Here is a 20237-nt window from a genome sequence, read left to right as displayed (position 1 = left end):
TGCTCCACCCCGCGTCCGAATTGTGTGTCCGTTGCCGGACCTTGCCCGCAAGTTGCCGAGCAGTGGCAGCTTGCGTCTTCGTCTCACCGCTGCGCTACAAGACCGAGCCATGAGAACAAATAGTTGGTTGCGGGGGCCAGATTTGAACTGACGACCTTCGGGTTATGAGCCCGACGAGCTACCGAGCTGCTCCACCCCGCGTCCGTATTTTTTCCGAAGTGGCCGAGCAGTAGCCAGTTCGAATCGTCTTCATCAGCTGTCACCCTCTGGGTGTTGTCGATGTCGACACTCAGATGGTTGCGGGGGCCGGATTTGAACCGACGACCTTCGGGTTATGAGCCCGACGAGCTACCGAGCTGCTCCACCCCGCGTCTGAGGGGGCCAATAATAGGCTCCAACGCTGAGATTGCAAGTAATTATCCTAAAAAAAGTTTATCCGGGGATTAAACCATCACATCCTGCGTTCTTTTACAACAAACCGTAGTTTTTTCAGTCAACTAGGTGCTTCCCTTGCCGCTCACTGCCCTCGCCTGCCAAGGTGGAGCTACCGGCTCCGGCGTGCCATTCCCCTCTCTATATATGAAAAAGCCCGCGTCTATACAGGCGCGGGCTTGCTCCCAGACTTGCCACTGTGCGACTCAGGCCAGCTGGTGCAGCACGCTGGTCGCCGCTATCTGGGCGATGATGAGACCGCACAGGGTCACGGAGAGCACCACGGGGGCCGTCTCCTGCTGCCGGTAGACAGGACTGAACCAGAGCAGCAGGGCGGCGATGAGCAAGCCCGCCTGGGTCAGCACCCCGGGGAGCAGGGCATCCAGCCCGGCGCCATTGTCCTGCCCGCTCACCAGCACCGCCAGCCAGATCAGGCTCAGCATGGCGGCCAGCAGCCCCGCCAGCGGCAGCAGCAGATTGAATGCCTGCAGGCGGTGGCGGGCACGCAGCAGCATCAGGTGGGCGAAGGCCGAGCCCAGCAGCACCATCTGCAGCACACCGTTCAGCCAGCCCTGGATCTGCAGCAGGCCCAGGCCATAGAGGGCGAGCGGCATGGCGGGCAGCCACAGCAGAGTGGCGGGAATGGCGCGCTTGCCCTCGAGGCGCGACTGGGCCAGGGAGAGCCCTATCCCCAGGATCAGGGCGGTGCCCCCGCACCAGGGAAGCCAGCCGGTCACCCCGGCTTCGATCCCCAGCATCAGGGAGAGGCCGGTGATCACCCAGATGGAGAAGAGCTGGTTGGTGATCCGCGAGCGCTGGCCCGGGCAGAGATCCCCGCGCCACAAGACGATCCCGAGCGCGATCAGGGCCCCCAGGGCCATCAGGCCGGTCAGGGAAAAGAGCCAAAAAGGAAGTTGGACGAACATAGGGTCTCCGGCAGCAAACAGAGGACAGGGCCAAGGGGCCCCGGCAACAAAAAACAAGGGGCGAGTATACCCAAACCCGCCCCCATCCCCAACGCCTGCGAGACTAGCTCTGGCCGCGAGCCAGGGCGACCACCCGCGAGAACATCTGCTTGAGCATGGGAGGAATGTGTTCGCTGCCAAGGCGCTCCGCCTCCTCCACCACGGCCAGGGCCAGGCCGGGCTTGCTGCGGTGATGGATGGCCTTGGCGATGATGCGCCCGGCGTTGAGGGTGGAGCGCCCCCCGACCCCGGCCTCGCGCCTGAACACCGCCTCGAATCCGTTCTGGTAGAGGTAGTGCTCTATGTCCGCCGAGGGCAGCTGGGTGATCCTGTCCCGCTCCCGCTCCCCCTTGAGCAGGGAGCGGGCGGAGCTCGCGTACTTGGCGCCCGCCTCGTCGCCGTCGGTGAGCAGGTGCCACTCTATGCCAAAATCCCGGGCCACCTTGATGAGGGGGGCCTGACCGCACTGGGCGAACTCGATGATGCGCACCCCTTCCGCCCGCAAGCTGTAACCGCAGATCTGGGCGAGCTCGGAGAGCAGCCAGATCTCTGTCTCCCCCTCCACCAGCAACCAGCAGCGGGCAAACATCGACATGGGCCTGTTGATCCGCACGTGGAAGGCAATTTTGCGCAAGTCGTCGCTGCTGTAACGCTCCCCCCCCAACTGGTGGCAGAGGATGTCATGCTGGCGGCGCACCAGGCGGCGCACCTGATTGAGCGGCAGGGAAGAGAGCAGATCCCCCGAGTTGGTGGTGAGCAGCTTCTGGCCGGGCAACTGTTCGAGCAGGCCCCAGGCCAGCGCCAGCATGGTGGGGTGCAGGCGGCTCTCGGGATCTTCCAGCATCAGTATGGGCCTGGCCCCCTCCTCCAGCTCGCGGTTGCCGCGGGCATGGAGCAGCATGGCGGCCATGCCTGCCATGGCCAGTTGCAGGGCCCGGTTGTCCGCATTGCGCAGCAGCACCTGCAAGTTGCCGGGGTTGCGCAGGGTCATGGGGCGATTGACGATCTCCCGCTGGCTGCGGGGCTTGTGCTTGATGGGGGCCAGGGCGCTGAAGTAGTGCTCCATCAACTGCTGCACCGCCTGCAGCGCCTCTTTCAGCTCGGGTTCGCCGATGCGCTGGGGCTCGTCGGTCAGCTTGCCGGCGAGCTCCCCGAGCCGCTGCTCGGAGAGATCGTCCCAGGGCAGCCGCTCTATGCCGTCCCGGGCGGTACGGGCATCCCTCAGCCGGAATACGGGGTTCATGGTGATGAGCAGGCGCACCAGCTCCTCATTGTTGTCGATGGTCAGGCTCTTGCCGATGCCGTCGAGAAAGTCATGGGTGCTCTGCACGCTGCCATCGTCCAGCAGCTCGGCGCTGGCGCGATAGTGAATACGGTGGAACTTGTCCCTGTGGGGGATCCAGGCCGCGCCAAGGCGCGCCAATCGGCGGGAGTGCTGACACATCTGGGGACGGTACTCGCTGAAGGTGAGCACCAGTTGCAGGGTGCGCGACGGGCTCAGCTCGGGATCTTCGGGCTGATGGAAATCATCGCGACTGAATTGATAGGGTTCGGCATCCCCCAGCAGGCACCAGAGTGCACGCAGCAGGCTGGACTTGCCCCAGGCATTCTCACCGATGAGCACCGTGGTGTGATCCAGCCCGAGCGAGAGCCGATTTATCCCGCGAAAACCTTTGACTTCAATGCGTTCCAGAAACATGCGGCCATATCCAGTCCATCCTGATGGCGCAATAGTGGCAAAGTTGCCGGAAAAATCCTATCGGGTCTTGGGGTTTTCAGCGGGAACTGTGAGGCACTACGGGTTCGGGAGGGGTGGGCAGGCAGGCGCGATCCTGAGGGGCATTCCAGTGGCTGAACCAGAGGTGGCGGGTGCGGGTCTGACGTTTGCGATGATTCAATGGGCATTCCTTTTTATGGGTAAGTGGTAGAGGGTACACCTCTTTTACCCAGAGTCTCAGCGTTATCTGTGACAGGAGAATGACAATTGGGCCCGCCACTGCCCCGGGCTCAGGCCGAAGGCCTCCCGAAAGCGATTGCCAAAATGGGCCTGGGAGGAGAAGCCGCACTGGGCGGCGATGCTGGCCAGGGGATCGCTTCCCGCCAGCAACTGCTTGGCCCGCTGGAGCCTGAGCCCCTGCAGGTAACGGTGGGGCGGGCAACCCAGGCTCTGGCCGAACATGCGGGCGAAGTGATATTCGCTCAGACCCGCCTCCCGGGCGAGCTCGCTCAAGGTGACGGGCTCGGCCAGGTGGGCCAGCAGATACTCCTGCACCCGCCGGATCACCGCGGGGGCCAGGCCGCCCCGCACCTCGGGGAGCCCAGGCGCCTCCCGGGTATGGTGGCGATAGGCATGGAGCATCAGCATCCAGGCGCCGTGGGAGAGCGCCATGCGATCGACCCCGTGCTGCCAGTCCAGCTTCATCAGCTGTGCCTGCACCAGGGCCGCGGCCTGGGGATCCTCGATGAAGGTCTTGTCCTGCAACACCAGGTGCCGCCCCTCCTTGTCGCACACCTGTTCGGCAATGCGGCAGAGGTGCTCAGGGGTGAAGTAGAGGTGGAAGAAGCGAAACTCCTCGCGCACCAGCCATTCGGATCTGTGGTGATCCGGCATGATGCACACCTTGCCGGTGCCGCCGTGGCCGCCGGGACCGTCGAGGCGCTCGGTCTGCTCGCCCCCTTGCAGATAGACGCTGATGGTGTGGTGACCCGGCTTGTGGTAGCGGGTCTGATCGTAGCGGTTGCGCCAGCTGGCCACCCCGAGCCCGGGCTCCAGCCAGCAGGAGTCCTCCAGCCGCGCCCCCGTGCTGACCAGGGCATCGAACACCCCCGCCTGTCGTCTCTGCTGCACCTGTCTGCCTCATCCTTGTTCCCGTGCCGTCATCTTATCGCGGCTGCTCGCCAAGCGCTGCTGCCGGCCACAAAAAACCGCAAGATGGTGCAAGCCAGGGTGGGCCATCAGGCCCATGCTGATCCCCATGTCACTCCCCTTTCATCGGATCCGCTTATGAATCTCCTGCTGTATGTTTCCACCGTCCTCATCTGGGGCAGTACCTGGATCGCCATCGCCTGGCAGCTCGGCCCCATTCCCATCGAGGTCTCTGTGCTCTATCGCTTCGCCCTGGCGGCGCTGGCGCTCTTTGCCCTGCTCACGTTAAGCGGCAAGTTCCCGCGCCTGCCCTGGGCGGGCCAGCGTTATGCGGCCCTGCTCGGCGCCCTGCTCTTCTCCACCAACTTTCTCTGCTTCTACCACGCCACCCTCTATATACCGAGCGGCCTGTCGGCGGTGATCTTCGCCAGCGCCAGCATCTTCAACGGCCTCAACCTCTGGCTGTTCGAGGGCAAGCGCCCGGGCCTGCGCTGGTTGCAGGGGTCGCTGCTGGGGCTCATGGGCACACTGCTGCTGTTCTGGCCCGTGCTGGCGGATGCGCAACTGGGTGCAAACGGCTGGAAAGGGCTGCTATTCGCCTGCGGCGGCACCCTCTGCTTCTCCCTCGGGAACCTTGTCTCTGCCCGTGGCCAGCGCCAGGGCTATCAGGTGTTGCAGATGGTGCCCTGGGGCATGGTGTACGGGGTGGCGCTGCTGCTGGGCTGGGTCATGGTGCTCGGTCAGTCCCTGACCCTGCCGACCGAGCCCCGCTACCTCGCGGCCATGGTCTATCTGGCCATCTTCGGCTCCGTCATCGCCTTCACCGCCTACCTCACCCTGGTGGGGCGCATCGGCGCCAGCAAGGCCGCCTATGCCACCGTGCTGTTTCCCCTGGTGGCGCTGAGCCTCTCCACCCTCTATGAGGGCTTCGTCTGGCAGACGGTCTCCATCGTCGGTGTGGTGGTGAGCCTGGTCGGCAACCTGGTGATCTTCGCCCCGCCCGTCAGGGCGTGGCGCTGGCCGTTATCGAGGGCTACAAACGGTACTTGCCCCTGATGCCGGCAGCCCCTAAGGTAAGCCCTCCCAACAGCGGTTGAACGGAGGAAGCATGTTACTGGAAGGGCTGGAGACACTCTGCCTGCTGGCGAGCGAGGGCACCATGGCCAAGGTCGCGAGCCGCCTCTATATCAGCCAGTCGGCGGTGAGCAAGCGCATCACCCAGCTGGAGCAGCGCCTTGGCAAGCGGCTCATCGAGCCGGATGGCCGCCAGACTCGCCTCACCCCCCAGGCCCGGGAGCTGCTCGCCCGGGTGGCCCCGAGCCTGGCCGAGATGAAGGGGGTGCTGGCGGACAGCCAGACCCTCACCGACCAGACCCCCCTGCCCGTCGCCTGCTCAGAGACCCTGCTGGCGGGCTACCTTGCCCGCTTCATGCACGACTACCTTGGCCGGGATCCCCACCTGGCCCTCTCCACTCACCACACCCCGGTGATCCTGACGCGGGTGCGCGGTGGCGATGCCCTGCTCGGCATCTGCGCCGGCCGTCTGCCTCCCGGCCACGGCCTGTGCGCCGAGCTGCTGCTGGAGGAGCCCTTCTATCTGGTGGGGGACGATCAGGAGGAGGCGGCGCAGCCGGATCACAGAGGCGCCTCGCCAGACGGGGCGAGTGGCAAGCCGTTGACGCAAAGAGATTCGGGTGAGGAAACCCGGGTGCAGGAGACGCTGTGCAAGATCCTGACCATGGATCTGGAGAACCCCTCCAATCGCTATCTGCGGGATCCCCTGGCCGCGCTCGGGCTGGTGCCGGCCATGGAGCTCGACTCCTACCTGGCGCTGATCGAGCTGGCCAAGGCGGGCATAGGCCCAGTGCTGCTGCCGGCCGGTCTGCTGGCCCTGGTGGGGGATCAGGGGAAACGGGCGCGCGCCCTGCCGGGGCTGGCGCGCCCGCTGCACCTGGTCTATCGGCCGAGCAGCCTCAAGCGGCTGCGGATCCAGCGACTGGTCGAGGAGATCCGGGCCCACTTCGCCCGGGTAAGCCAAGGCCAGCGCTGACTCAGACCAGCCAGCTGAACAGCTCGGGGTACTGACTCCACACCAGCTTGGCGGACATCAGCAGGGAGACGGTCACCAGCAGCGGCTTGATGAGCTTGACCCCCTTGATCAACACCAGCTTGGAGCCGAAGCGGGCCCCGATGAACTGACCCAGCGCCATGCACAGGCCCACGCTCCACACCACCTTGCCGCCGAGGGCGAAGAACAGCAGGGAGGCGATGTTGGAGGTGAAGTTGAGCAGCTTGGTGTGGGCCGTGGCCCGCGCCATGCCAAAGCCCGCCAGGGCCACGAAGCCGATGGCAAAGAAGGAGCCTGTGCCTGGGCCGAAGAAGCCGTCATAGAAACCGACCCCGCCCCCCACCAGCAGGGCGAACAGCATGGGGGTGAGGCGGCGCTGGCTCTCCGCATCGCTCACCCTAGGGGAGAAGTAGAAGTAACAGGCGAACGCCATCAGCAGGAAGGGCAGCAGGCGCTCCAGGATGGCGGCGTCTATGGTCTGCACCGCCAGGCTGCCGATGGCTGCCCCGATGAAGGTGCAGATGACCGCCGGCCAGATGATGGCCCACTCCAGCAGCCCCTTGCGGGCATAGAACCAGGTGGCGGAGAAGGAGCCAAAACTGCTCTGCAACTTGTTGGTGCCGAGCACCAGGGCGGGCGGCATGCCGGTGGCAAGCAGGGCCGGCACCGTCAGCAGGCCGCCGCCTCCGGCGATGGCGTCGATAAAGCCGGCGATGAGGGCGACCCCGAACAGGGCAACCAGGGTGAGCAGTTCCAGTTCCATCCATAAACCTCGTGTGATGCGGCCACCCGCGGCAATCCCGGGTGTCCTGTTTGAGCACAATGCAGGTCGCTATCCTAACGGGGGCGGGCTCATGAGGCTAACGAAACGATGGCAGCCAATTGATTCCTGATTTTCATCAATGATGACACTGCCTTGCCATCGGCTGCCAGAGCGAACGGCGCAGTGGCAGGCGATCGATCCAATTCCTGATTTTCATCAATGATGCCACTGCCTTGCCATCTGCTGCCAAAGCGAACGGCGCAGTGGCAGGCGATCTATCCAATTCCTGATTTTCATCAATAGGTCGCCACCTTGGCATCGACTGCGAAAGCTAACGAAACAGTGGCAAGCGGTGGATTCGATCCCACCCATTCCCGATCACAGGCGCGGCACTTGGGGCGATCAGCTTGTCCGATAATGCCCGTCCCCAGCCCTCGCCATGCAGCCTAACCGGTTAAGCCAGCGCTGCCTCGCCCTGATCAGCGGTAGACTCGGCAACCTCCCCCTTGATCGCCTCCAGGGCCTGCAACAGCGAGGTCTCGTCCTCGCCCGGGGCCCGGCTGACCCGGCCCGCCATATAGCGGCGGCTGAACAGGATTAAGCCAGCGCTGCCACGCTGGCCTCGCCCCGATCAGCGGCAGACTCGGCAACCTCCCCCTTGATCGCCTCCAGGGCCTGCAACAGCGAGCTTTCGTCCTCGCCCGGGGCCCGGCTGACCCGACCCGCCATATAACGGCTACTGAACAGATTGAACCAGTGCTGCAACGCCTGCCCTGCCTGCAGCTCGCCGGCCACCTCCAGCACGCAGGCCGCCACCTCGGCGGTGCAGAGGTGCTCATCGCAGTGAGCGACCCGCATGCCATAGGTGGAGAGCGCATCCGGCCGCACCGACAGCACGGGGAAGCCATCCAGATAGGGGCTCATGTTGAACATCTTGCGCGCCTCGGGCCAGGTGCCGTCCAGCAGGATGAAGAGCGGCTTCTTGCCAGGGGCCAGGGCCACCTGCTCGGTCACCCGGGCCGGGTTCTTCTCGCAGGCGGGGAACACCACATAGGGCTGCCAGGCGGGATCCGCCAGCAGGGCCAGCAACTCGGGATGGGGCTGGGTGCGCTTCCAGAGAAAGGCCCAGGTGGTCTGGGGCAATACGTCGGCGATGAGACGGCCGGTGTTGGACGGCTTCATGGGCTCGCTGTCATACATCAGCAGGCAGAAGCCCGCCTCGGCCTTGAGCTCGGGGCGCCACTCGCAGGCACACCAGGCATGACGCAGCTGGCAGGCCTCGCAGCGGGGCACGCTACCGCCACGGGCGAGAAAGGGACGGGTTGAGATGCTCTTGCGCCAGATGCGCAGGCGATTGACGGCATGATCGGGGATGGGCTTCATGGGGCGCGGCTCGGCGACAGGGTCTGCGGGAAAAAGGGGGCAGATTGTAGCGGGCGGGTCTGCCGGGAGCAAGGTGCGCGGCATCTGCCCAGCCAGGCGCACAGGCCAGACACACCGCTCTATACTTGGTCCTCATCCCATCATCCCACGCACGGGAAGGCCGATGGGACAAGGAGGACAAGATGGCAGAACCAGACATGGCCAGGGAGCACGCCCTGGCCGAAGGATCCACCTTTACCTGGCACGAGCTCTATGTGCCGGACGGCGAGGCCGGGATCCGCTTCTACACCGAGGTGCTCGGCTGGGAGAGTCAGCTCATGGAGATGGAGGGGGGCAACTACCCCATGCTGGTGGTCAACGGCCGACCGGTGGCCGGGGTGCAGTCCACCCGGGACAACCCCCAGATGGCTGGCGTGCCGCCCCACTGGGCGACCTACATAGCGGTCGATGACGTGGATGCCAGGCTCGCCAGGGTGACCCAGCATGGCGGCAGCCTGGTGGTGCCCGCCATGGACATCCCCACCGTCGGGCGCATGGCGCTCATCGCCGATCCGCAAGGGGCACACATCTGGCTGTTCACTCCCTTCCCCGGGGATTGCCAGCAACCCTGAGGGCCATGACGACAGCGCTACATTGGCGCTCATTGCCAATCCACAAGGGGCGCACATCTGGCTGTTCACACCCTTTCCCGGGGATTGCCAGCAGCCCTGAGGACCATGCAACACCGCAGAAACGACAGAGGGGCCCTTGGGCCCCTCGCTTGTTGACATGCCTTGTCAGCCCCCTCAGACGGGGCGCAGATTCTGCTCGAGGAAGGCCGCGAAGCTATGACCGTGATGCTCCAGCAATTTCGGGAACATGGAGATGGAGGTCATGCCCGGGAAGGTGTTGATCTCGTTCAGCAGTATCTCGCCATCCTCGGTCAGGAAGAAGTCGATGCGCGACAGATGGGTCAACTTCAGTTGGCGGAAGGCCTTGAGGGAGTAGGCATGGATGGCGTCAGACTGGGCCTGGGTCAAGCCTTCGGCCTTGAGCGCCGTCTCGGTGTGGCTGGCGCTGCTGTACTTCTCCTCATAGGTGTAGAACTTGTCCTGGGGCACGCAGATCTCCCCGGGATAGGTGGCCACCAGCTCGTCGCCGTACTGGTAGACAGCCACTTCCAGTTCGCGGGGCTTGACCGCCTTCTCGATCAGCACCTGTTCGGAGTAACCGAAAGCATCCTTGATCCCCTGCACCAGCTCCGCCTCGTTGCTGGCGGAGTAGCAGCCCACGGATGACCCTTGCGAGGCCGCCTTGATAAACACCTTGCCCCACTTGGCCAGCGCGGCTCTCGCCTCGGCGAGCGCCTCGTCACCCTGCTCGGTCAAAAACAGATAGGGGGTATTGGGAATGCCGATGGCGGAGAGCCACAGCTTGGTGCTGATCTTGTTGAAGCAGATCTTGCTCGCCTCGGCATCGCAACCCAGATAGGGCAGGCCCGCCAGCTCGAGGAAGGATTGCAGATCGCCGGTCTCACCCGGATAGCCGTGGATGCAGGGCACCACGTAGTCCACCGGACGGGCCACGCTGTCAAAGGAGAGCAGCTTGTCCAGACCCAGCTTGCACTCGCGGCCGTCGGCACTGAGCCAGCGGTCGGCAAACATCTCGACCCGGGTCACTTCGACCCCAGGCAAAAGACCGAGCTGTTGTTCGAGGAAATTGGCACTGCGCAGAGAGACTTCGTGCTCGGCGCCACCGCCGCCGCACAGCAGCAAGACATGCATGTTCTTCATTAGATGTGATCCCTTGGGAGAAGCGGCTTCGTCATGGCCGGGGAAAATCCGGCTGCGCGACCTGCGCACCAAACAACGGGCGAAGCCAGATACGAACATAAGTGCGGCCAGTGTAGCAAGGGAGAGGAAGCCTTGTCAGCCGATGGGGGCGCCATCCCCCCATCCTGGCCCGTAAAAAGCGGCGCCTGTGTCAAAAACCGGACGAAACGGACTCAGCGAGGGGGATCGACCCGCCCGGCGCCATTGCCATTGACCCGAAACCAGCCGGCGATGCTGTAACGCTCCTCGCTCGCGGGCAGCACCTCATGGGGAAACTCCTCAGACAGGAAGAGCACCAGCCGCCCCCCCTTGGGGGAGACATCCATCAGAAACTGCTCGTCGTTGTCATAGACCCGCAGCACGCCCCCCGCCTGGGGCTGCCAGCCGTTGTTCAAGTAGAACACCGAGGTGAGACGGCGGTTGGAGCGCCCGGCAAAGGCGTCGCGGTGGGTCGCATAGAAGTCGCCCCGGCGGTAGCGGGCGAAGTGGGCCTCGTAGTCGAACAGCCCCAGCATCAGGCTGCGATTGGCCGCCAGACGCAGGGACTCCATGCGGGCCAGATAGTCGGCCACGGGGGCGCCCAGGTCGGGATCCAGCCAGTGGATCTGATCCCGGCGGATCTCAGGGTTGCCCTGATGCAGCCCCTCCCGCCCAATCCCTGCAGGTTGCCACTCCCCCGGCAGGCAGGCCCGCAAGGCATCCACCTCGGCGGCGGTTAAGAAATCATCCACAATCACCCATCCCCGGGTGTAAATGGCATCCATGACGGCTTGATAGTCCAAGATTGACTCGCAGCGAGTGGAGAGAGTGCGCTTTGTAGCGACTTCCCCCCCTTGGCACAAACCGGATTGCTTCTCTTGAGAAGTCCCGCCATCAATAAGGGCCTGGCCCCGGGCGCCGATTTCCCCTTGCCCCGCCGCCCCTGGCCCGCTAACGTGAAAACAAGGCCCGAAACGGGTCTCCCTCTGCATCCATGACTCAGGAGAGCACCATGCCCTTGCCCACTATCCCCCTGCAACGACTCGATGGCAGCGAGTTTCCCGGTGACGCCCTGCAAGGGAAGGTCCTGCTGGTGGTCAACGTGGCCAGCCGCTGCGGCTTTACCCCCCAATACACCGGGCTGGAGGCGCTTCATCGCCAGTTTGGCCCTGCGGGACTGGTGATCCTGGGCTTCCCCTGCGATCAGTTCGGCCACCAGGAGCCCGGCGATGCCGAGGAGATAGCCAGGTTCTGCGCCATCGATTACCCGGTGAGCTTCCCCCTGATGGCCAAGTGCGAGGTCAACGGCGAGCAGGCCCACCCCTTCTATCGCTGGCTCAAGCAGCAAAAGCCCGGGCTGCTCGGGAGCGAGGCCATCAAGTGGAACTTCACCAAGTTCCTGCTCGATCGGGAGGGCCGGGTGGTGGACCGCTTCGCCCCCCAGACCAAACCCGAGGATCTGGCGGGGGCCATCCAGGGGCTGCTGTGAGCCGGGCGACGGACGGCCCTGGCCCCTCTCCCATCGGCGCAGCAGGCCCCCTTTGTGCCCCGAGTCCTCATTCGTGACGCCGATACTGCGTGCCTGCGTCACTTCTGCTATATTACGCGCCCATTATCTTTTTCGTGTCGTAGCGCCCGCGGGACGGGCCTGAAGGGATCAGGCTGTGCCCTGACCCGCTACCCACCTTCTTCCATGTCGTGACGGGCCCAGGCTGTCGTCACCCGTTGAGCCCAAGGCTCGGAGTTTCTCTCGAACATGTCATTCAATGAACTGGGTCTGTCACCGCATATCCTTCGGGCCGTCAAGGAGCTGGGTTACGAACAGCCCACCCCCATCCAGCAGCAAGCCATCCCGGCCATTCTGGCCGGTCAGGACGTGCTGGGCGGCGCCCAGACAGGGACGGGCAAGACGGCCGGTTTCACCCTGCCCATGTTGCACCGCCTGCTGGCCAACCACGGCCGTGGCGGCCGCCGTCAGGTCCGCGCCCTGGTGCTGACCCCGACCCGGGAGCTCGCCGCCCAGGTGGGCGAGAGCATCATCAAGTACGCCCATCATCTGCCGTTCCGCACCCTGATCGCCTATGGCGGCGTCAGCATCAAGCCGAACCTGGACGCCATCAAGCTCGGGGTCGACATCCTGGTCGCCACCCCTGGCCGCCTGCTGGATCTGCTGACCCAGGGGGCCCTCACCCTGAGCGCCCTGGAAGTGCTGGTGCTGGATGAAGCGGATCGCATGCTGGACATGGGCTTCATCACCGACATTCGCCGCATCATGAAGGCGCTGCCGGAAGAGCGGCAGACCCTGCTCTTCTCCGCCACCTTCTCGAACGACATCAAGGCGCTGGCGGACGATCTGCTCAAGGACCCCACCCTGATCGAGGTGGATCCCAGCAACACCGCCGCCGATCAGGTGACCCAGCGCGTCATCCAGGTCGACCGGGAACGCCGCCGGGAGATGCTCTCCCACATGATCGGCCGTGGCAACTGGCAGCGGGTGCTGGTGTTCGTGCGTACCAAGCAGATCGCCGACCGCCTCGCCCAACAGATGCAAAAGGATGGTCTCAATACGGTCGCCATTCACGGTGACAAGAGTCAGGGTGCCCGCAACCGGGCGCTGGCCGATTTCCGCGAGGGCAAGGTGCGGGTGCTGGTCGCCACCGACATCGCCGCTCGCGGCCTGGACATCGATCAGCTGCCCCACGTGATCAACTTCGAGCTGCCCCAGATGGCGGAGGATTACATCCACCGCATCGGCCGCACCGGCCGCGCCGGCCGTGGCGGCGAGGCCATCTCCCTGGTGAGCCAGGACGAGCTGGGCCAGCTCAAGGAGATCGAGGCCCTGATCGGTCAATCCCTGACCGTGGAGATCCTGGAAGGGTACGAGCCGAGCGGCAAGCCGAGCCGCCAGACCCTGCCAGGCAGCAAGCCGGTGCAAAACCCGCCCCGTGCCCGCGGCCATGCCAACGCCAAGAGCAACAATGCCAAAGGCAAGCCTGATACGGCCAAAGGCAAGGGCAACGGCCCCAAGAAGCCGGCTCCGGCCCGCAAGCGCGAGGTCGTGGGGGAAGACATCGGCTTCACCCCCATGCGCCGTCTGCCCAAGGCCCAGCGGGACGACTATCAGGACAACTCCAGCGAGGAGTGAGGCAACCCCTTGCCGACCTGACACAAAAAAACCGCCCACTTCGGGCGGTTTTTTTATACTCCGGCGCCCTTACTCGGCGACCAAGGCCATGTGCAGCAGGGGATAGGGCTTGCCCTGGCCATCCAGGGGGGAGCGCCCCGTCACCTCGAAACCCAGGTGCTGATAGAAGCCGAGGGCCTGGGCATTCTGCTCGTTGACGTCCACCCTTCTCGCCCCTTGCCCATTGATGGCGTGGGCCACCAGCTGGCGGCCGACCCCGCCCCCTCTCGCCTCGGGGGCGATGAAGAGCATCTCGATGTTGCCATCGTGCACGCCGCAAAAACCGGCTATCTCCCCCTCCTCTCCCCTGGCGCAGACCAGCTCCACCGCCGCAAAATAGTGCGCCAGGATCAGGGGCTTGAGCGTGGCAATATCCGTCTCTTGCAGGAAGTGATGGGTGGCGCGCACCGAGGCCTCCCAGAGGGCGATCAGGGCCTGGTAATCCCCGGTTTGCGCTTGTTCAATCTTCATGATGTTGTGACTCAAGCTCTGGTAAACGCTGGCAATGCGGTGCCCAGCGTCAGGGGATTGCCCTGGCCTCGGCCTGCTTGATGACAAAGCCCTTCTCGATGCCGGCCTTGAAACCCAGCTTTTCGTACAGGCGATGGGCCTCTTCGCGCCCCTCCCCCGACAGCAGCATCACCTTGTAGCAATCCAGCTCCCAGGCCAGGGTCAGGGCCTGCGCCAGTACTTGCTGACTCAACCCCTGACGCCGAAACGCAGAGGCCGTCACCACATGCTCTATGATGGCGAAGGGCCTGCCGCCGTTGGTCAGGGTCGGGATCACCCCGAGCTGGCAGGTGGCGGCGAGCTGCCCCTCCACCTCGGCCACCAGGATCCGCACCCCGGGCTCGGCCAGCAGCTGCCTGAGCGCCGCCCTCGCCACCGATGGCGTCAGCACGGGATCCCGGGGCCTGAGCTCGGCGTAAAGGCCGAGCAAACCCGCCAGATCCTGCTCCCTACACTCTCTGATCACCGCCATGACAACCCTCCTGATCTTCTGCACCCCTGCCGCCCTATGCGGATCTGGGGGCAAACATGATGATGGCCATGCCCGTGAGGGCGACCCCGGAGCCGACCCAGTCCCATAGGGTGGGTCTGATGCCATCCACCGCCCAGAGCCAGAGGATGGCCACGAAGATATAGACGCCCCCATAGGCGGCATAGACACGGCCGGCGGCGGTCGGATGCAGGGAGAGCAGCCAGGCAAAGAGGGCAAGACTCAGGCCCGCGGGTAGCAGCAACCAGGCGCTCCGCCCCTGGGTCAGCCACAGATAGGGCAGATAGCAGCCGACGATCTCGGCCAGCGCGGTGATCAGAAACAGCCCGATCGATTTGAACTCCAGCATCATGGGTCTCTAGCAAGGGTGTGACAGAGGCTGAATGTTAAAACAACTCATGGGGTTATGTAAGCACGGCGACGGCGCAGGCCAGGAGGAAGGAGATCCTTCCCCCACGGGCGTGGGGGAAGGGAGGCGTCAACGGACCCTGACTGCCTGGAGCAAGGCAGAGACATCCGGGCCAAAGGTTCGGCTGCCAATGGCCTCGCGAATATCCGCTTCGCCGTAACGGCTGGCCGGGTAGACCACCACGCAAGCGGTGTCGCCGGGGGCGAGGAAGTGAGTCTCGCCGAAGGGGGTGTAACGGGTGGCGCCTATGCTGATGAGGGCGTGGGCCGGGCGCCCCGCCTGGGCCAGCAGCCCCTGGATATGCTCGGCCGGGCCTTCATCCTGCTGATGGTTGAACTTGTCGATGGCCCAGTCGAGCAGCTGCCGATGGAAGTAGCTGTAGTCCACCGCGGCGCTGTCGACGCCATAGGGGTGCAGCTCCCCATCGCGCTCCAGATAGCAGGCGATGCGGTAGTCATCGAGCTCGCATCCTGCGGCAAAGTGGGTCAGGGGCAGCAGGTTCGCGGCCAGCCCCTTGCTCTCCTCCCCCCAGTTCTTCTTCTCGCTGATCTTTTTGGCATTGGGGCGACGGATGGAGCAGTCGTTGTAGGCGCCGAACGCCTTGGGATGGATGGCCACCACCTGCTCCCCTGCATACTCCAGCTCGCACCAGAGCGCCACCTCGGGTTCGATTTGCACCTTCTCGTCGCCGCTCACCGCCGCCTCTGGCAGGAAGATGGCCTCGCCGCTCAATGGGAAGACGCCGAGCTGGCCCGGATGATCCGGCACATAGAAGGGGAATAGCGCCTTGGGGGCAACCTTGTCCGCGACCTTGACGGCGACGAAGTCCGCCGCCTCGCCGGCCTGCTCCAGATGGCCGGCGAAGTTGCCCGCCACCCCCAATCCGATAAAGCGGTTCAATCTGGTGATCTGCATCTGTGGCTCCATTGGCGCGGCCCGGGCCGCCGCCTCGTTGTCTATGTTCAGGGCGGCAGCACTACCGCCAAAGAGGGAGCGTATTAGAGCACAGCCCCCAGGCGGCGCCCAGTTGCCCGGCCGCAAGCTGTGCACCAGGGCGGATTTTCCCTCACCAGATGGTCATAAAGAGAGCAGTCAGCGCCAAGCTGTGATCCCGGTGCTTGGGCGAGCCCCGCGCTTTTGCTAGTCTGCCCTATTCATTTTCCGTTTGGGTGCCGATGCCGAGCCATGACCACACATTTTCAGGGTCGCTTCGAGGTGGAGTTCAAATACCGCCTGACGGATGGCGCGGCCTTCCTCCGTGCCCTCGAGGCCCTCGGCCCCGAGGTGATGGTGGCGGACAATCATGAGCAGGACTGCTACTTCGACACGGCGGACCGCGCCCTGGCGAGGGAGCAGAAGAGCCTGGTGATCCGCACCATGGCGCCCTCCGGCATCCGGCTCTGGATAGTCAAGGGACCGGGGCCCGATCGCTGCGAGGCGGTCAATATCACGGACGCGGACAAGGCCATCAGCATGGTGCGCACCCTGGGTTACCAGCCGGTGCTGACCATCGACAAGCGGCGCAGCATCTACTTCCTTGGCCCCTTCCACCTGACCCTGGACAGCCTGGCCGGGATCGGCGATTTTGCCGAGCTCGCCATCATGACCGACGAGGAGGCCGCGCTGCCCGCTTACCGGGAGCAACTGCTGGCGCTGGCCGCCCGGCTGGGGCTCTGCCCCGAGATGCGGGAAACCCGCTCCTATCGCACCCTGTGCGAGCAGTCCGCCCACCTTCGACAAGAGGAATCAGCCCCATGATCGACAAACTCGCCTGGCTCACCTTCAAGGAGGGGCAACTGCTCTGTGCCCGCTCCCACGGCAAGGCCCGCTATTACATCCCCGGCGGCAAGCGTGAACCGGGGGAGAGCGACGAGGCGGCCCTGGTGCGCGAGATAGCGGAGGAGCTGGCGGTCAGCCTCAAACCCGAGACCCTGCGCCTCGCCTGCGAGTTCAGCGCCCAGGCCGATGGCAAGCCGCAAGGGGTAGAAGTCAGGCTGCGCTGCTACACCGGCGAGGCTGACGGCAGCCCCACCGCCTCGGCGGAGATCGCCGAGCTGCGCTGGCTGGACAGCCGCCATCTTGACGAGATCTCCCCGGTCTCCCGCTTGCTGTTCCAGTGGCTGGCCGAGCAGGGACTGATCCGCTAGCGGCATGGCCCATGGACGAATATCTCCCATGCCCCGCCTGCTGTTTCAGTGGCTGGCCGAGCAGGGGCTGATCCGCTAGCGGCATGGCCCATGGGCGAATATCTCCCATGCCCCGCCCGCTGTTCCAGTGGCTGGCAGAGCAGGGGCTGATCCGCTAGGGAGATGGCTCGTGGACAGCCTTCCAGCTCCGCCCAGGAACACCGGCTGACAGAACAAGATTGAACCGTTAATCCCGAATCGTTTGGCAATTGGATACAAGAAGAGGAGTTTCAATGGAGATCCTTGAGGTCGATAGCACCAGAGGCATCAAGCCTGCGTTGATCACACTGCTGCAAGATTGCGTGGCCAGCGGCGCCTCGGTGGGCTTCCTGCCGCCCCTGCAGGAAGAGCGGGGATTGGAGTACTGGCAAGGCATCGAAGGGGAGCTGGCCGACGGGGTGCGCAAGCTCTGGGTGGCTTTCGATCAGCACCACCTGGTGGGTGCCCTGCAGCTCTCCCTGTGCACCAAGGCCAACGGCGGCCACAGGGCCGAGGTGGAGAAGCTGATGGTACACAGCCAGGCCCGCGGCAAGGGGGTGGGCCGCGCCCTCATGCAGGCCATGGAGCAAGGGGCTCGGGAGGCCGGGCGCACCCTGCTGGTGCTGGACACCCGGGTCGGCGACATCGCCTCCACCCTCTACCGCCAGCTGGGCTACCAGGAGGCCGGTCAGATCCCGGACTTCGCCCGCAACGCGGACGGCACCCTGGCGGCGACCCAGTTCTTCTACAAGCAGCTCTGAGGGGCGAGAAGCCCAAAGGCCCAACGCAACAAGGCCAGCCCCGAGGCTGGCCTTGTTTATTGGCGCGTTCACTGCTCAAATGACCCCTTCATCCAGAGACGGCAAGGAGCCATCATGATATTGGAAGTCGCCCCGCTGCAGATCATCCCGGGCCAGGCTGCCGCCTTCGAACAGGCATTCGCGCAGGCCCAGCGCATCATCAGCACCCTGCCCGGTTACGCCGGCCACCAGCTGCAACGCTCACTGACCGACCCGCACCGCTACCTGCTGCTGGTCAACTGGCAACGGCTCGAGGATCATACCCAGGGCTTTCGCGGCTCCCCCCAGTACCAGGAGTGGAAGGCGCTGCTCCATCACTTCTACGATCCCTTCCCCACTGTGGAGCATTTTCAGGCGGTACAACCTTGATCAGCCAAGGATGAGCTTGGCCGATCACGGTTGCCGCATCACGCCACCTCGCCTGCCAGGCGCTCGGCCCTGTGTGCGATCCGCGGCTCGGCGAAGTCGGCCTGGGCCGCGATCAGCTGCAACTCGTAGGCATCCGCCTGCCAGGTCTGGCGCAGCACCGCATCGACCGCGGCATTGGTGCGCTCGAAGGCGGCCACCGCATCAAACCCCGCCTGCAGGTTGGCCAGCATCAGGGCGCTGATGAGATCCCCCACCCCCACCGGCTGGCGGGCAAACTCGTAGAGCGGCCGGGCGATGAGATAATCCCCCTCGGGGGTGGCCAGCAGCATCTCGAAACGGCCGGGATCACTGGCGGCGCGCCCCAGGTGCTTGACCAGTACCATCTTGACGCCGCTTTCCAGCAGTTGGTGGGCGGCGGCGCGGGTCTGGGCCAGGGTCGTCAGGTGGGCGCCGCACAGGGTCTCCAGCTCCAGCAGGTTGGGGGCCATGATGTCCGCCACCGGCAGCGCCTGCTCGGTGAGGAAGCGGGTCACGCCGGGGGCGACTATGCACCCCTTCTCCGGGTGACCCATCACGGGATCGCAAAAATAGATGGCCGCCGGATTGGCCGCCTTGACGGCCGCGACCACCGCCAGGATCTCGTTCCCCTGCTCCGCCGATCCCAGGTAGCCGCTCAGTACCGCATCGCAGTGCCCCAGCACCTCGATATCCATCAGCCCCTGACAGAGGGCGCTGATATGGCCGGCGGGCATCGCCATCCCCTGCCAGCCCGCCGCGTACTGGGTGTGATTGGAAAACTGCACCGTATTGACGGGCCAGACCTCCATGCCGAGACGGCGCATGGGAAAGACGGCGGCGCTGTTGCCGGCACAGCCAAATACCACGTGGGACTGGATAGAGAGAATGCGTTTCATCGACACCACCACTGAAGAAGCATGAGGAAAGCGGGCAATATATCGGATGCAGAGCGGGCTCTGCCAGCGATTCCCGGCAACCCTCGCCATTTATGCGGCAAAAAGACCATTCAATGGAGTGTTACGCCAACCCCCGCCGCCCTTGCTCAACCTGGCGAACCAGGACCGCCTCGGTCTCTTCGGTGTAACATGGGTTCTTCACACTCTTGTTTGATGGCATATGAGAGCGTTTTTAATACAGAGCGGCGGATGGTGGGAGAAACAATGAGGAAGAGCGATGGGGCGTGGAGGGCACTGAGCCCGGGGCCTATGACCCCGGGCTTTGTAGTTGAGGCTTAAGGCCTGACGAAGTGATAGACCCAGCCTTCGTCCAGAGGGAACTCGGAGGGTGCAGAGACAAGGTCCGGCAGGGCCGCGGCCGCACCCCCGGCGGCATATTGCAGCGCCATCAGGGCGCAGAGGGCGGCGTCGTAACGATCCGTCCCGGCCACCACATCAGCCGGCAAGGAGGCCGCTATCTCCTCCCTGGCAGGTGAAGCCTTGCCTGCGACCTTGGCGAGGGCCGGATAGACCTCCAGCACGGCGCGCTCGGCCCGGGACTCAAGCCTGGGCACAAGCTGCAGATCCCCAAGGCGCGGCAACATGGAGAGCGCCAGGGTGGCGTTGTTGCCAAGCCTGTCGAAGGTGGCAGACAGCGGCTTCTTGCCGTATTGCTGATGCAGCCAGCGCTCGCAGTCCCGATAGGCATAGGGGTTGTCTATCTCCCGCTGGGGCACGGCGCACTCGACTCCCCTCCCCGCCAGCAGCTCGCCGAGGGCGCGGGGAAAGGCCAGCGGAGCATCGATGCCGAGCGCCAGTCGCGGGCAGGCCAGCACCTGCATCAGCGCCATCTCGTCTTGCAGCGCCGGGCGCAGCAAGGCGTCCAGATCCGGCGCCACCCGGGAGCTCAACCGAAACAGGGGGGAGACCCCGAGCCAGCGCAACTGCTGCGTGCGGGCCTGCCAGCCCACCACGGCCACCGCCTGGGCATTGCCCTGCCAGCCCCTCACATCCCAACCGATGCCGATGGCATCCAAGTGTTCCGTTGTCATGCCCCTGTCACCTCTGCGCACTATTGATGGTGCACAGG

23 protein-coding genes and 2 tRNA genes are annotated in these 20237 nt (G+C 64.8%); 9 read left to right on the top strand and 16 right to left on the bottom strand.

Features of this window, described 5'->3' with window-relative positions; all coding sequences use genetic code 11:
- Nucleotides 1-124: 124 nt before the first annotated feature.
- The 6 genes from AAHB08_RS05990 to AAHB08_RS05965 all read right to left on the bottom strand — a co-directional run bounded on the left by AAHB08_RS05990 (nt 125) and on the right by AAHB08_RS05965 (nt 4245).
- Nucleotides 125-201, bottom strand: a tRNA-Met gene (locus AAHB08_RS05990).
- A gap of 93 nt (nt 202-294) precedes the next feature.
- Nucleotides 295-371 (bottom strand) — tRNA-Met (locus AAHB08_RS05985).
- A 267-nt stretch (nt 372-638) separates the two neighbouring features.
- Complete coding sequence (locus AAHB08_RS05980; protein ID WP_342058398.1) at nt 639-1358, bottom strand: hypothetical protein; 720 nt, start codon at nt 1356-1358, stop codon at nt 639-641.
- 103 nt (nt 1359-1461) lie between these two features.
- Nucleotides 1462-3096 (bottom strand): ATP-dependent endonuclease, encoded by a 1635-nt coding sequence (locus AAHB08_RS05975; protein WP_139434331.1) that lies wholly within the window; start codon nt 3094-3096, stop codon nt 1462-1464.
- Between the two features lie 76 nt (nt 3097-3172).
- Entirely contained in the window at nt 3173-3295 is a 123-nt protein-coding gene (locus AAHB08_RS05970; protein WP_262110571.1) for a hypothetical protein, read from the bottom strand.
- 62 nt (nt 3296-3357) lie between these two features.
- Nucleotides 3358-4245, bottom strand: coding sequence for a helix-turn-helix domain-containing protein (locus AAHB08_RS05965; RefSeq protein WP_139434330.1), 888 nt, complete (start codon nt 4243-4245; stop codon nt 3358-3360).
- Nucleotides 4246-4401: 156 nt separating this feature from the next.
- Here AAHB08_RS05965 and AAHB08_RS05960 point away from each other — a divergent pair, with 156 nt between their 5' ends.
- Together AAHB08_RS05960 and AAHB08_RS05955 are read left to right on the top strand one after the other, a co-directional pair.
- Nucleotides 4402-5319, top strand: a complete 918-nt coding sequence (locus AAHB08_RS05960; protein ID WP_162519118.1) for a DMT family transporter — start codon at nt 4402-4404, stop codon at nt 5317-5319.
- A 52-nt stretch (nt 5320-5371) separates the two neighbouring features.
- Complete coding sequence (locus AAHB08_RS05955; protein ID WP_342058397.1) at nt 5372-6313, top strand: LysR family transcriptional regulator; 942 nt, start codon at nt 5372-5374, stop codon at nt 6311-6313.
- 1 nt (nt 6314) lies between these two features.
- On the opposite strand, the gene AAHB08_RS05950 is transcribed toward AAHB08_RS05955, so the two are convergent.
- Both AAHB08_RS05950 and AAHB08_RS05940 read right to left on the bottom strand, forming a co-directional pair.
- Complete coding sequence (locus tag AAHB08_RS05950) at nt 6315-7094, bottom strand: TSUP family transporter (protein WP_202045833.1); 780 nt, start codon at nt 7092-7094, stop codon at nt 6315-6317.
- Between the two features lie 597 nt (nt 7095-7691).
- Nucleotides 7692-8477 carry a tRNA-uridine aminocarboxypropyltransferase gene (locus AAHB08_RS05940; protein WP_342058396.1) on the bottom strand — a complete coding sequence of 262 codons (786 nt, stop codon included), beginning with the start codon at nt 8475-8477 and terminating at the stop codon, nt 7692-7694.
- A gap of 182 nt (nt 8478-8659) precedes the next feature.
- On the opposite strand from AAHB08_RS05940, the gene AAHB08_RS05935 reads away from it, so the two are divergent.
- On the top strand, nt 8660-9088 hold the full coding sequence (locus AAHB08_RS05935) for a VOC family protein (RefSeq protein WP_342058395.1): 429 nt from the start codon (nt 8660-8662) through the stop codon (nt 9086-9088).
- Between the two features lie 174 nt (nt 9089-9262).
- On the opposite strand, the gene AAHB08_RS05930 is transcribed toward AAHB08_RS05935, so the two are convergent.
- A complete protein-coding gene (locus AAHB08_RS05930) occupies nt 9263-10249 on the bottom strand; it encodes a D-alanine--D-alanine ligase (protein WP_171276225.1) in 987 nt (328 codons plus the stop codon).
- A gap of 212 nt (nt 10250-10461) precedes the next feature.
- Nucleotides 10462-11070: a 2OG-Fe(II) oxygenase gene (locus AAHB08_RS05925; protein ID WP_162519117.1), complete on the bottom strand. Its 609-nt coding sequence runs from the start codon at nt 11068-11070 to the stop codon at nt 10462-10464.
- A gap of 209 nt (nt 11071-11279) precedes the next feature.
- Here AAHB08_RS05925 and AAHB08_RS05920 point away from each other — a divergent pair, with 209 nt between their 5' ends.
- A complete protein-coding gene (locus AAHB08_RS05920; protein WP_342058394.1) occupies nt 11280-11756 on the top strand; it encodes a glutathione peroxidase in 477 nt (158 codons plus the stop codon).
- A 267-nt stretch (nt 11757-12023) separates the two neighbouring features.
- On the top strand, nt 12024-13412 hold the full coding sequence (locus tag AAHB08_RS05915; RefSeq protein WP_342058393.1) for a DEAD/DEAH box helicase: 1389 nt from the start codon (nt 12024-12026) through the stop codon (nt 13410-13412).
- Nucleotides 13413-13481: 69 nt separating this feature from the next.
- Here the strand turns inward: AAHB08_RS05915 and AAHB08_RS05910 are convergent, their stop codons facing one another.
- From AAHB08_RS05910 to AAHB08_RS05895, 4 genes are all read right to left on the bottom strand, one after another.
- Nucleotides 13482-13922 (bottom strand): acetyltransferase, encoded by a 441-nt coding sequence (locus tag AAHB08_RS05910; protein WP_342058392.1) that lies wholly within the window; start codon nt 13920-13922, stop codon nt 13482-13484.
- Between the two features lie 49 nt (nt 13923-13971).
- The gene (locus tag AAHB08_RS05905) at nt 13972-14433 is read right to left on the bottom strand and encodes a GNAT family N-acetyltransferase (protein WP_162519116.1); all 462 of its coding nucleotides are present in this window, start codon (nt 14431-14433) and stop codon (nt 13972-13974) included.
- A 34-nt stretch (nt 14434-14467) separates the two neighbouring features.
- Nucleotides 14468-14800 (bottom strand): YnfA family protein, encoded by a 333-nt coding sequence (locus AAHB08_RS05900; protein ID WP_342058391.1) that lies wholly within the window; start codon nt 14798-14800, stop codon nt 14468-14470.
- Between the two features lie 129 nt (nt 14801-14929).
- Nucleotides 14930-15775, bottom strand: coding sequence for a DUF5718 family protein (locus tag AAHB08_RS05895; protein ID WP_342058390.1), 846 nt, complete (start codon nt 15773-15775; stop codon nt 14930-14932).
- A 270-nt stretch (nt 15776-16045) separates the two neighbouring features.
- Between AAHB08_RS05895 and AAHB08_RS05890 the strand changes: the two genes are divergently transcribed.
- The 4 genes from AAHB08_RS05890 (at nt 16046) to AAHB08_RS05875 (ending at nt 18194) form a co-directional block, all read left to right on the top strand.
- Entirely contained in the window at nt 16046-16618 is a 573-nt protein-coding gene (locus AAHB08_RS05890) for a class IV adenylate cyclase (protein ID WP_342058389.1), read from the top strand.
- On the top strand, nt 16615-17007 hold the full coding sequence (locus tag AAHB08_RS05885) for an NUDIX hydrolase (RefSeq protein ID WP_342058388.1): 393 nt from the start codon (nt 16615-16617) through the stop codon (nt 17005-17007). The genes AAHB08_RS05890 and AAHB08_RS05885 overlap by 4 nt, the downstream gene beginning before the upstream one ends.
- 272 nt (nt 17008-17279) lie before the next feature.
- Nucleotides 17280-17786: a GNAT family N-acetyltransferase gene (locus AAHB08_RS05880; RefSeq protein WP_139434317.1), complete on the top strand. Its 507-nt coding sequence runs from the start codon at nt 17280-17282 to the stop codon at nt 17784-17786.
- A gap of 114 nt (nt 17787-17900) precedes the next feature.
- Entirely contained in the window at nt 17901-18194 is a 294-nt protein-coding gene (locus AAHB08_RS05875; RefSeq protein WP_342058387.1) for an antibiotic biosynthesis monooxygenase family protein, read from the top strand.
- 38 nt (nt 18195-18232) lie between these two features.
- On the opposite strand, the gene pdxY is transcribed toward AAHB08_RS05875, so the two are convergent.
- Both pdxY and AAHB08_RS05865 read right to left on the bottom strand, forming a co-directional pair.
- Nucleotides 18233-19108, bottom strand: a complete 876-nt coding sequence (gene pdxY / locus AAHB08_RS05870) for a pyridoxal kinase PdxY (RefSeq protein ID WP_139434316.1) — start codon at nt 19106-19108, stop codon at nt 18233-18235.
- 335 nt (nt 19109-19443) lie between these two features.
- Complete coding sequence (locus AAHB08_RS05865; protein WP_342058386.1) at nt 19444-20199, bottom strand: DUF429 domain-containing protein; 756 nt, start codon at nt 20197-20199, stop codon at nt 19444-19446.
- Between the last annotated feature and the right edge of the window lie 38 nt (nt 20200-20237).

Source organism: Aeromonas sp. OTU364, from assembly GCF_038440395.1.
Classification (GTDB): domain Bacteria; phylum Pseudomonadota; class Gammaproteobacteria; order Enterobacterales; family Aeromonadaceae; genus Aeromonas.
Note: the sequence above shows the minus strand (reverse complement) of the source record. Positions and strands in the feature narration are given on the sequence as shown.

Excerpts from the sequence above, each read along its gene's own strand:
- AAHB08_RS05980 (WP_342058398.1), bottom strand. The coding sequence starts at position 1,358 with ATGTTCGTCCAACTTCCTTTTTGGCTCTTTTCCCTGACCGGCCTGATG.
- AAHB08_RS05975 (WP_139434331.1), bottom strand. The coding sequence starts at position 3,096 with ATGTTTCTGGAACGCATTGAAGTCAAAGGTTTTCGCGGGATAAATCGG.
- AAHB08_RS05960 (WP_162519118.1), top strand. The coding sequence starts at position 4,402 with ATGAATCTCCTGCTGTATGTTTCCACCGTCCTCATCTGGGGCAGTACC.
- AAHB08_RS05955 (WP_342058397.1), top strand. The coding sequence starts at position 5,372 with ATGTTACTGGAAGGGCTGGAGACACTCTGCCTGCTGGCGAGCGAGGGC.
- AAHB08_RS05950 (WP_202045833.1), bottom strand. The coding sequence starts at position 7,094 with ATGGAACTGGAACTGCTCACCCTGGTTGCCCTGTTCGGGGTCGCCCTC.
- AAHB08_RS05940 (WP_342058396.1), bottom strand. The coding sequence starts at position 8,477 with ATGAAGCCCATCCCCGATCATGCCGTCAATCGCCTGCGCATCTGGCGC.
- AAHB08_RS05935 (WP_342058395.1), top strand. The coding sequence starts at position 8,660 with ATGGCAGAACCAGACATGGCCAGGGAGCACGCCCTGGCCGAAGGATCC.
- AAHB08_RS05930 (WP_171276225.1), bottom strand. The coding sequence starts at position 10,249 with ATGAAGAACATGCATGTCTTGCTGCTGTGCGGCGGCGGTGGCGCCGAG.
- AAHB08_RS05920 (WP_342058394.1), top strand. The coding sequence starts at position 11,280 with ATGCCCTTGCCCACTATCCCCCTGCAACGACTCGATGGCAGCGAGTTT.
- AAHB08_RS05915 (WP_342058393.1), top strand. The coding sequence starts at position 12,024 with ATGTCATTCAATGAACTGGGTCTGTCACCGCATATCCTTCGGGCCGTC.
- AAHB08_RS05910 (WP_342058392.1), bottom strand. The coding sequence starts at position 13,922 with ATGAAGATTGAACAAGCGCAAACCGGGGATTACCAGGCCCTGATCGCC.
- AAHB08_RS05905 (WP_162519116.1), bottom strand. The coding sequence starts at position 14,433 with ATGGCGGTGATCAGAGAGTGTAGGGAGCAGGATCTGGCGGGTTTGCTC.
- AAHB08_RS05900 (WP_342058391.1), bottom strand. The coding sequence starts at position 14,800 with ATGCTGGAGTTCAAATCGATCGGGCTGTTTCTGATCACCGCGCTGGCC.
- AAHB08_RS05895 (WP_342058390.1), bottom strand. The coding sequence starts at position 15,775 with ATGCAGATCACCAGATTGAACCGCTTTATCGGATTGGGGGTGGCGGGC.
- AAHB08_RS05890 (WP_342058389.1), top strand. The coding sequence starts at position 16,046 with ATGACCACACATTTTCAGGGTCGCTTCGAGGTGGAGTTCAAATACCGC.
- AAHB08_RS05885 (WP_342058388.1), top strand. The coding sequence starts at position 16,615 with ATGATCGACAAACTCGCCTGGCTCACCTTCAAGGAGGGGCAACTGCTC.
- AAHB08_RS05880 (WP_139434317.1), top strand. The coding sequence starts at position 17,280 with ATGGAGATCCTTGAGGTCGATAGCACCAGAGGCATCAAGCCTGCGTTG.
- AAHB08_RS05875 (WP_342058387.1), top strand. The coding sequence starts at position 17,901 with ATGATATTGGAAGTCGCCCCGCTGCAGATCATCCCGGGCCAGGCTGCC.
- pdxY (WP_139434316.1), bottom strand. The coding sequence starts at position 19,108 with ATGAAACGCATTCTCTCTATCCAGTCCCACGTGGTATTTGGCTGTGCC.
- AAHB08_RS05865 (WP_342058386.1), bottom strand. The coding sequence starts at position 20,199 with ATGACAACGGAACACTTGGATGCCATCGGCATCGGTTGGGATGTGAGG.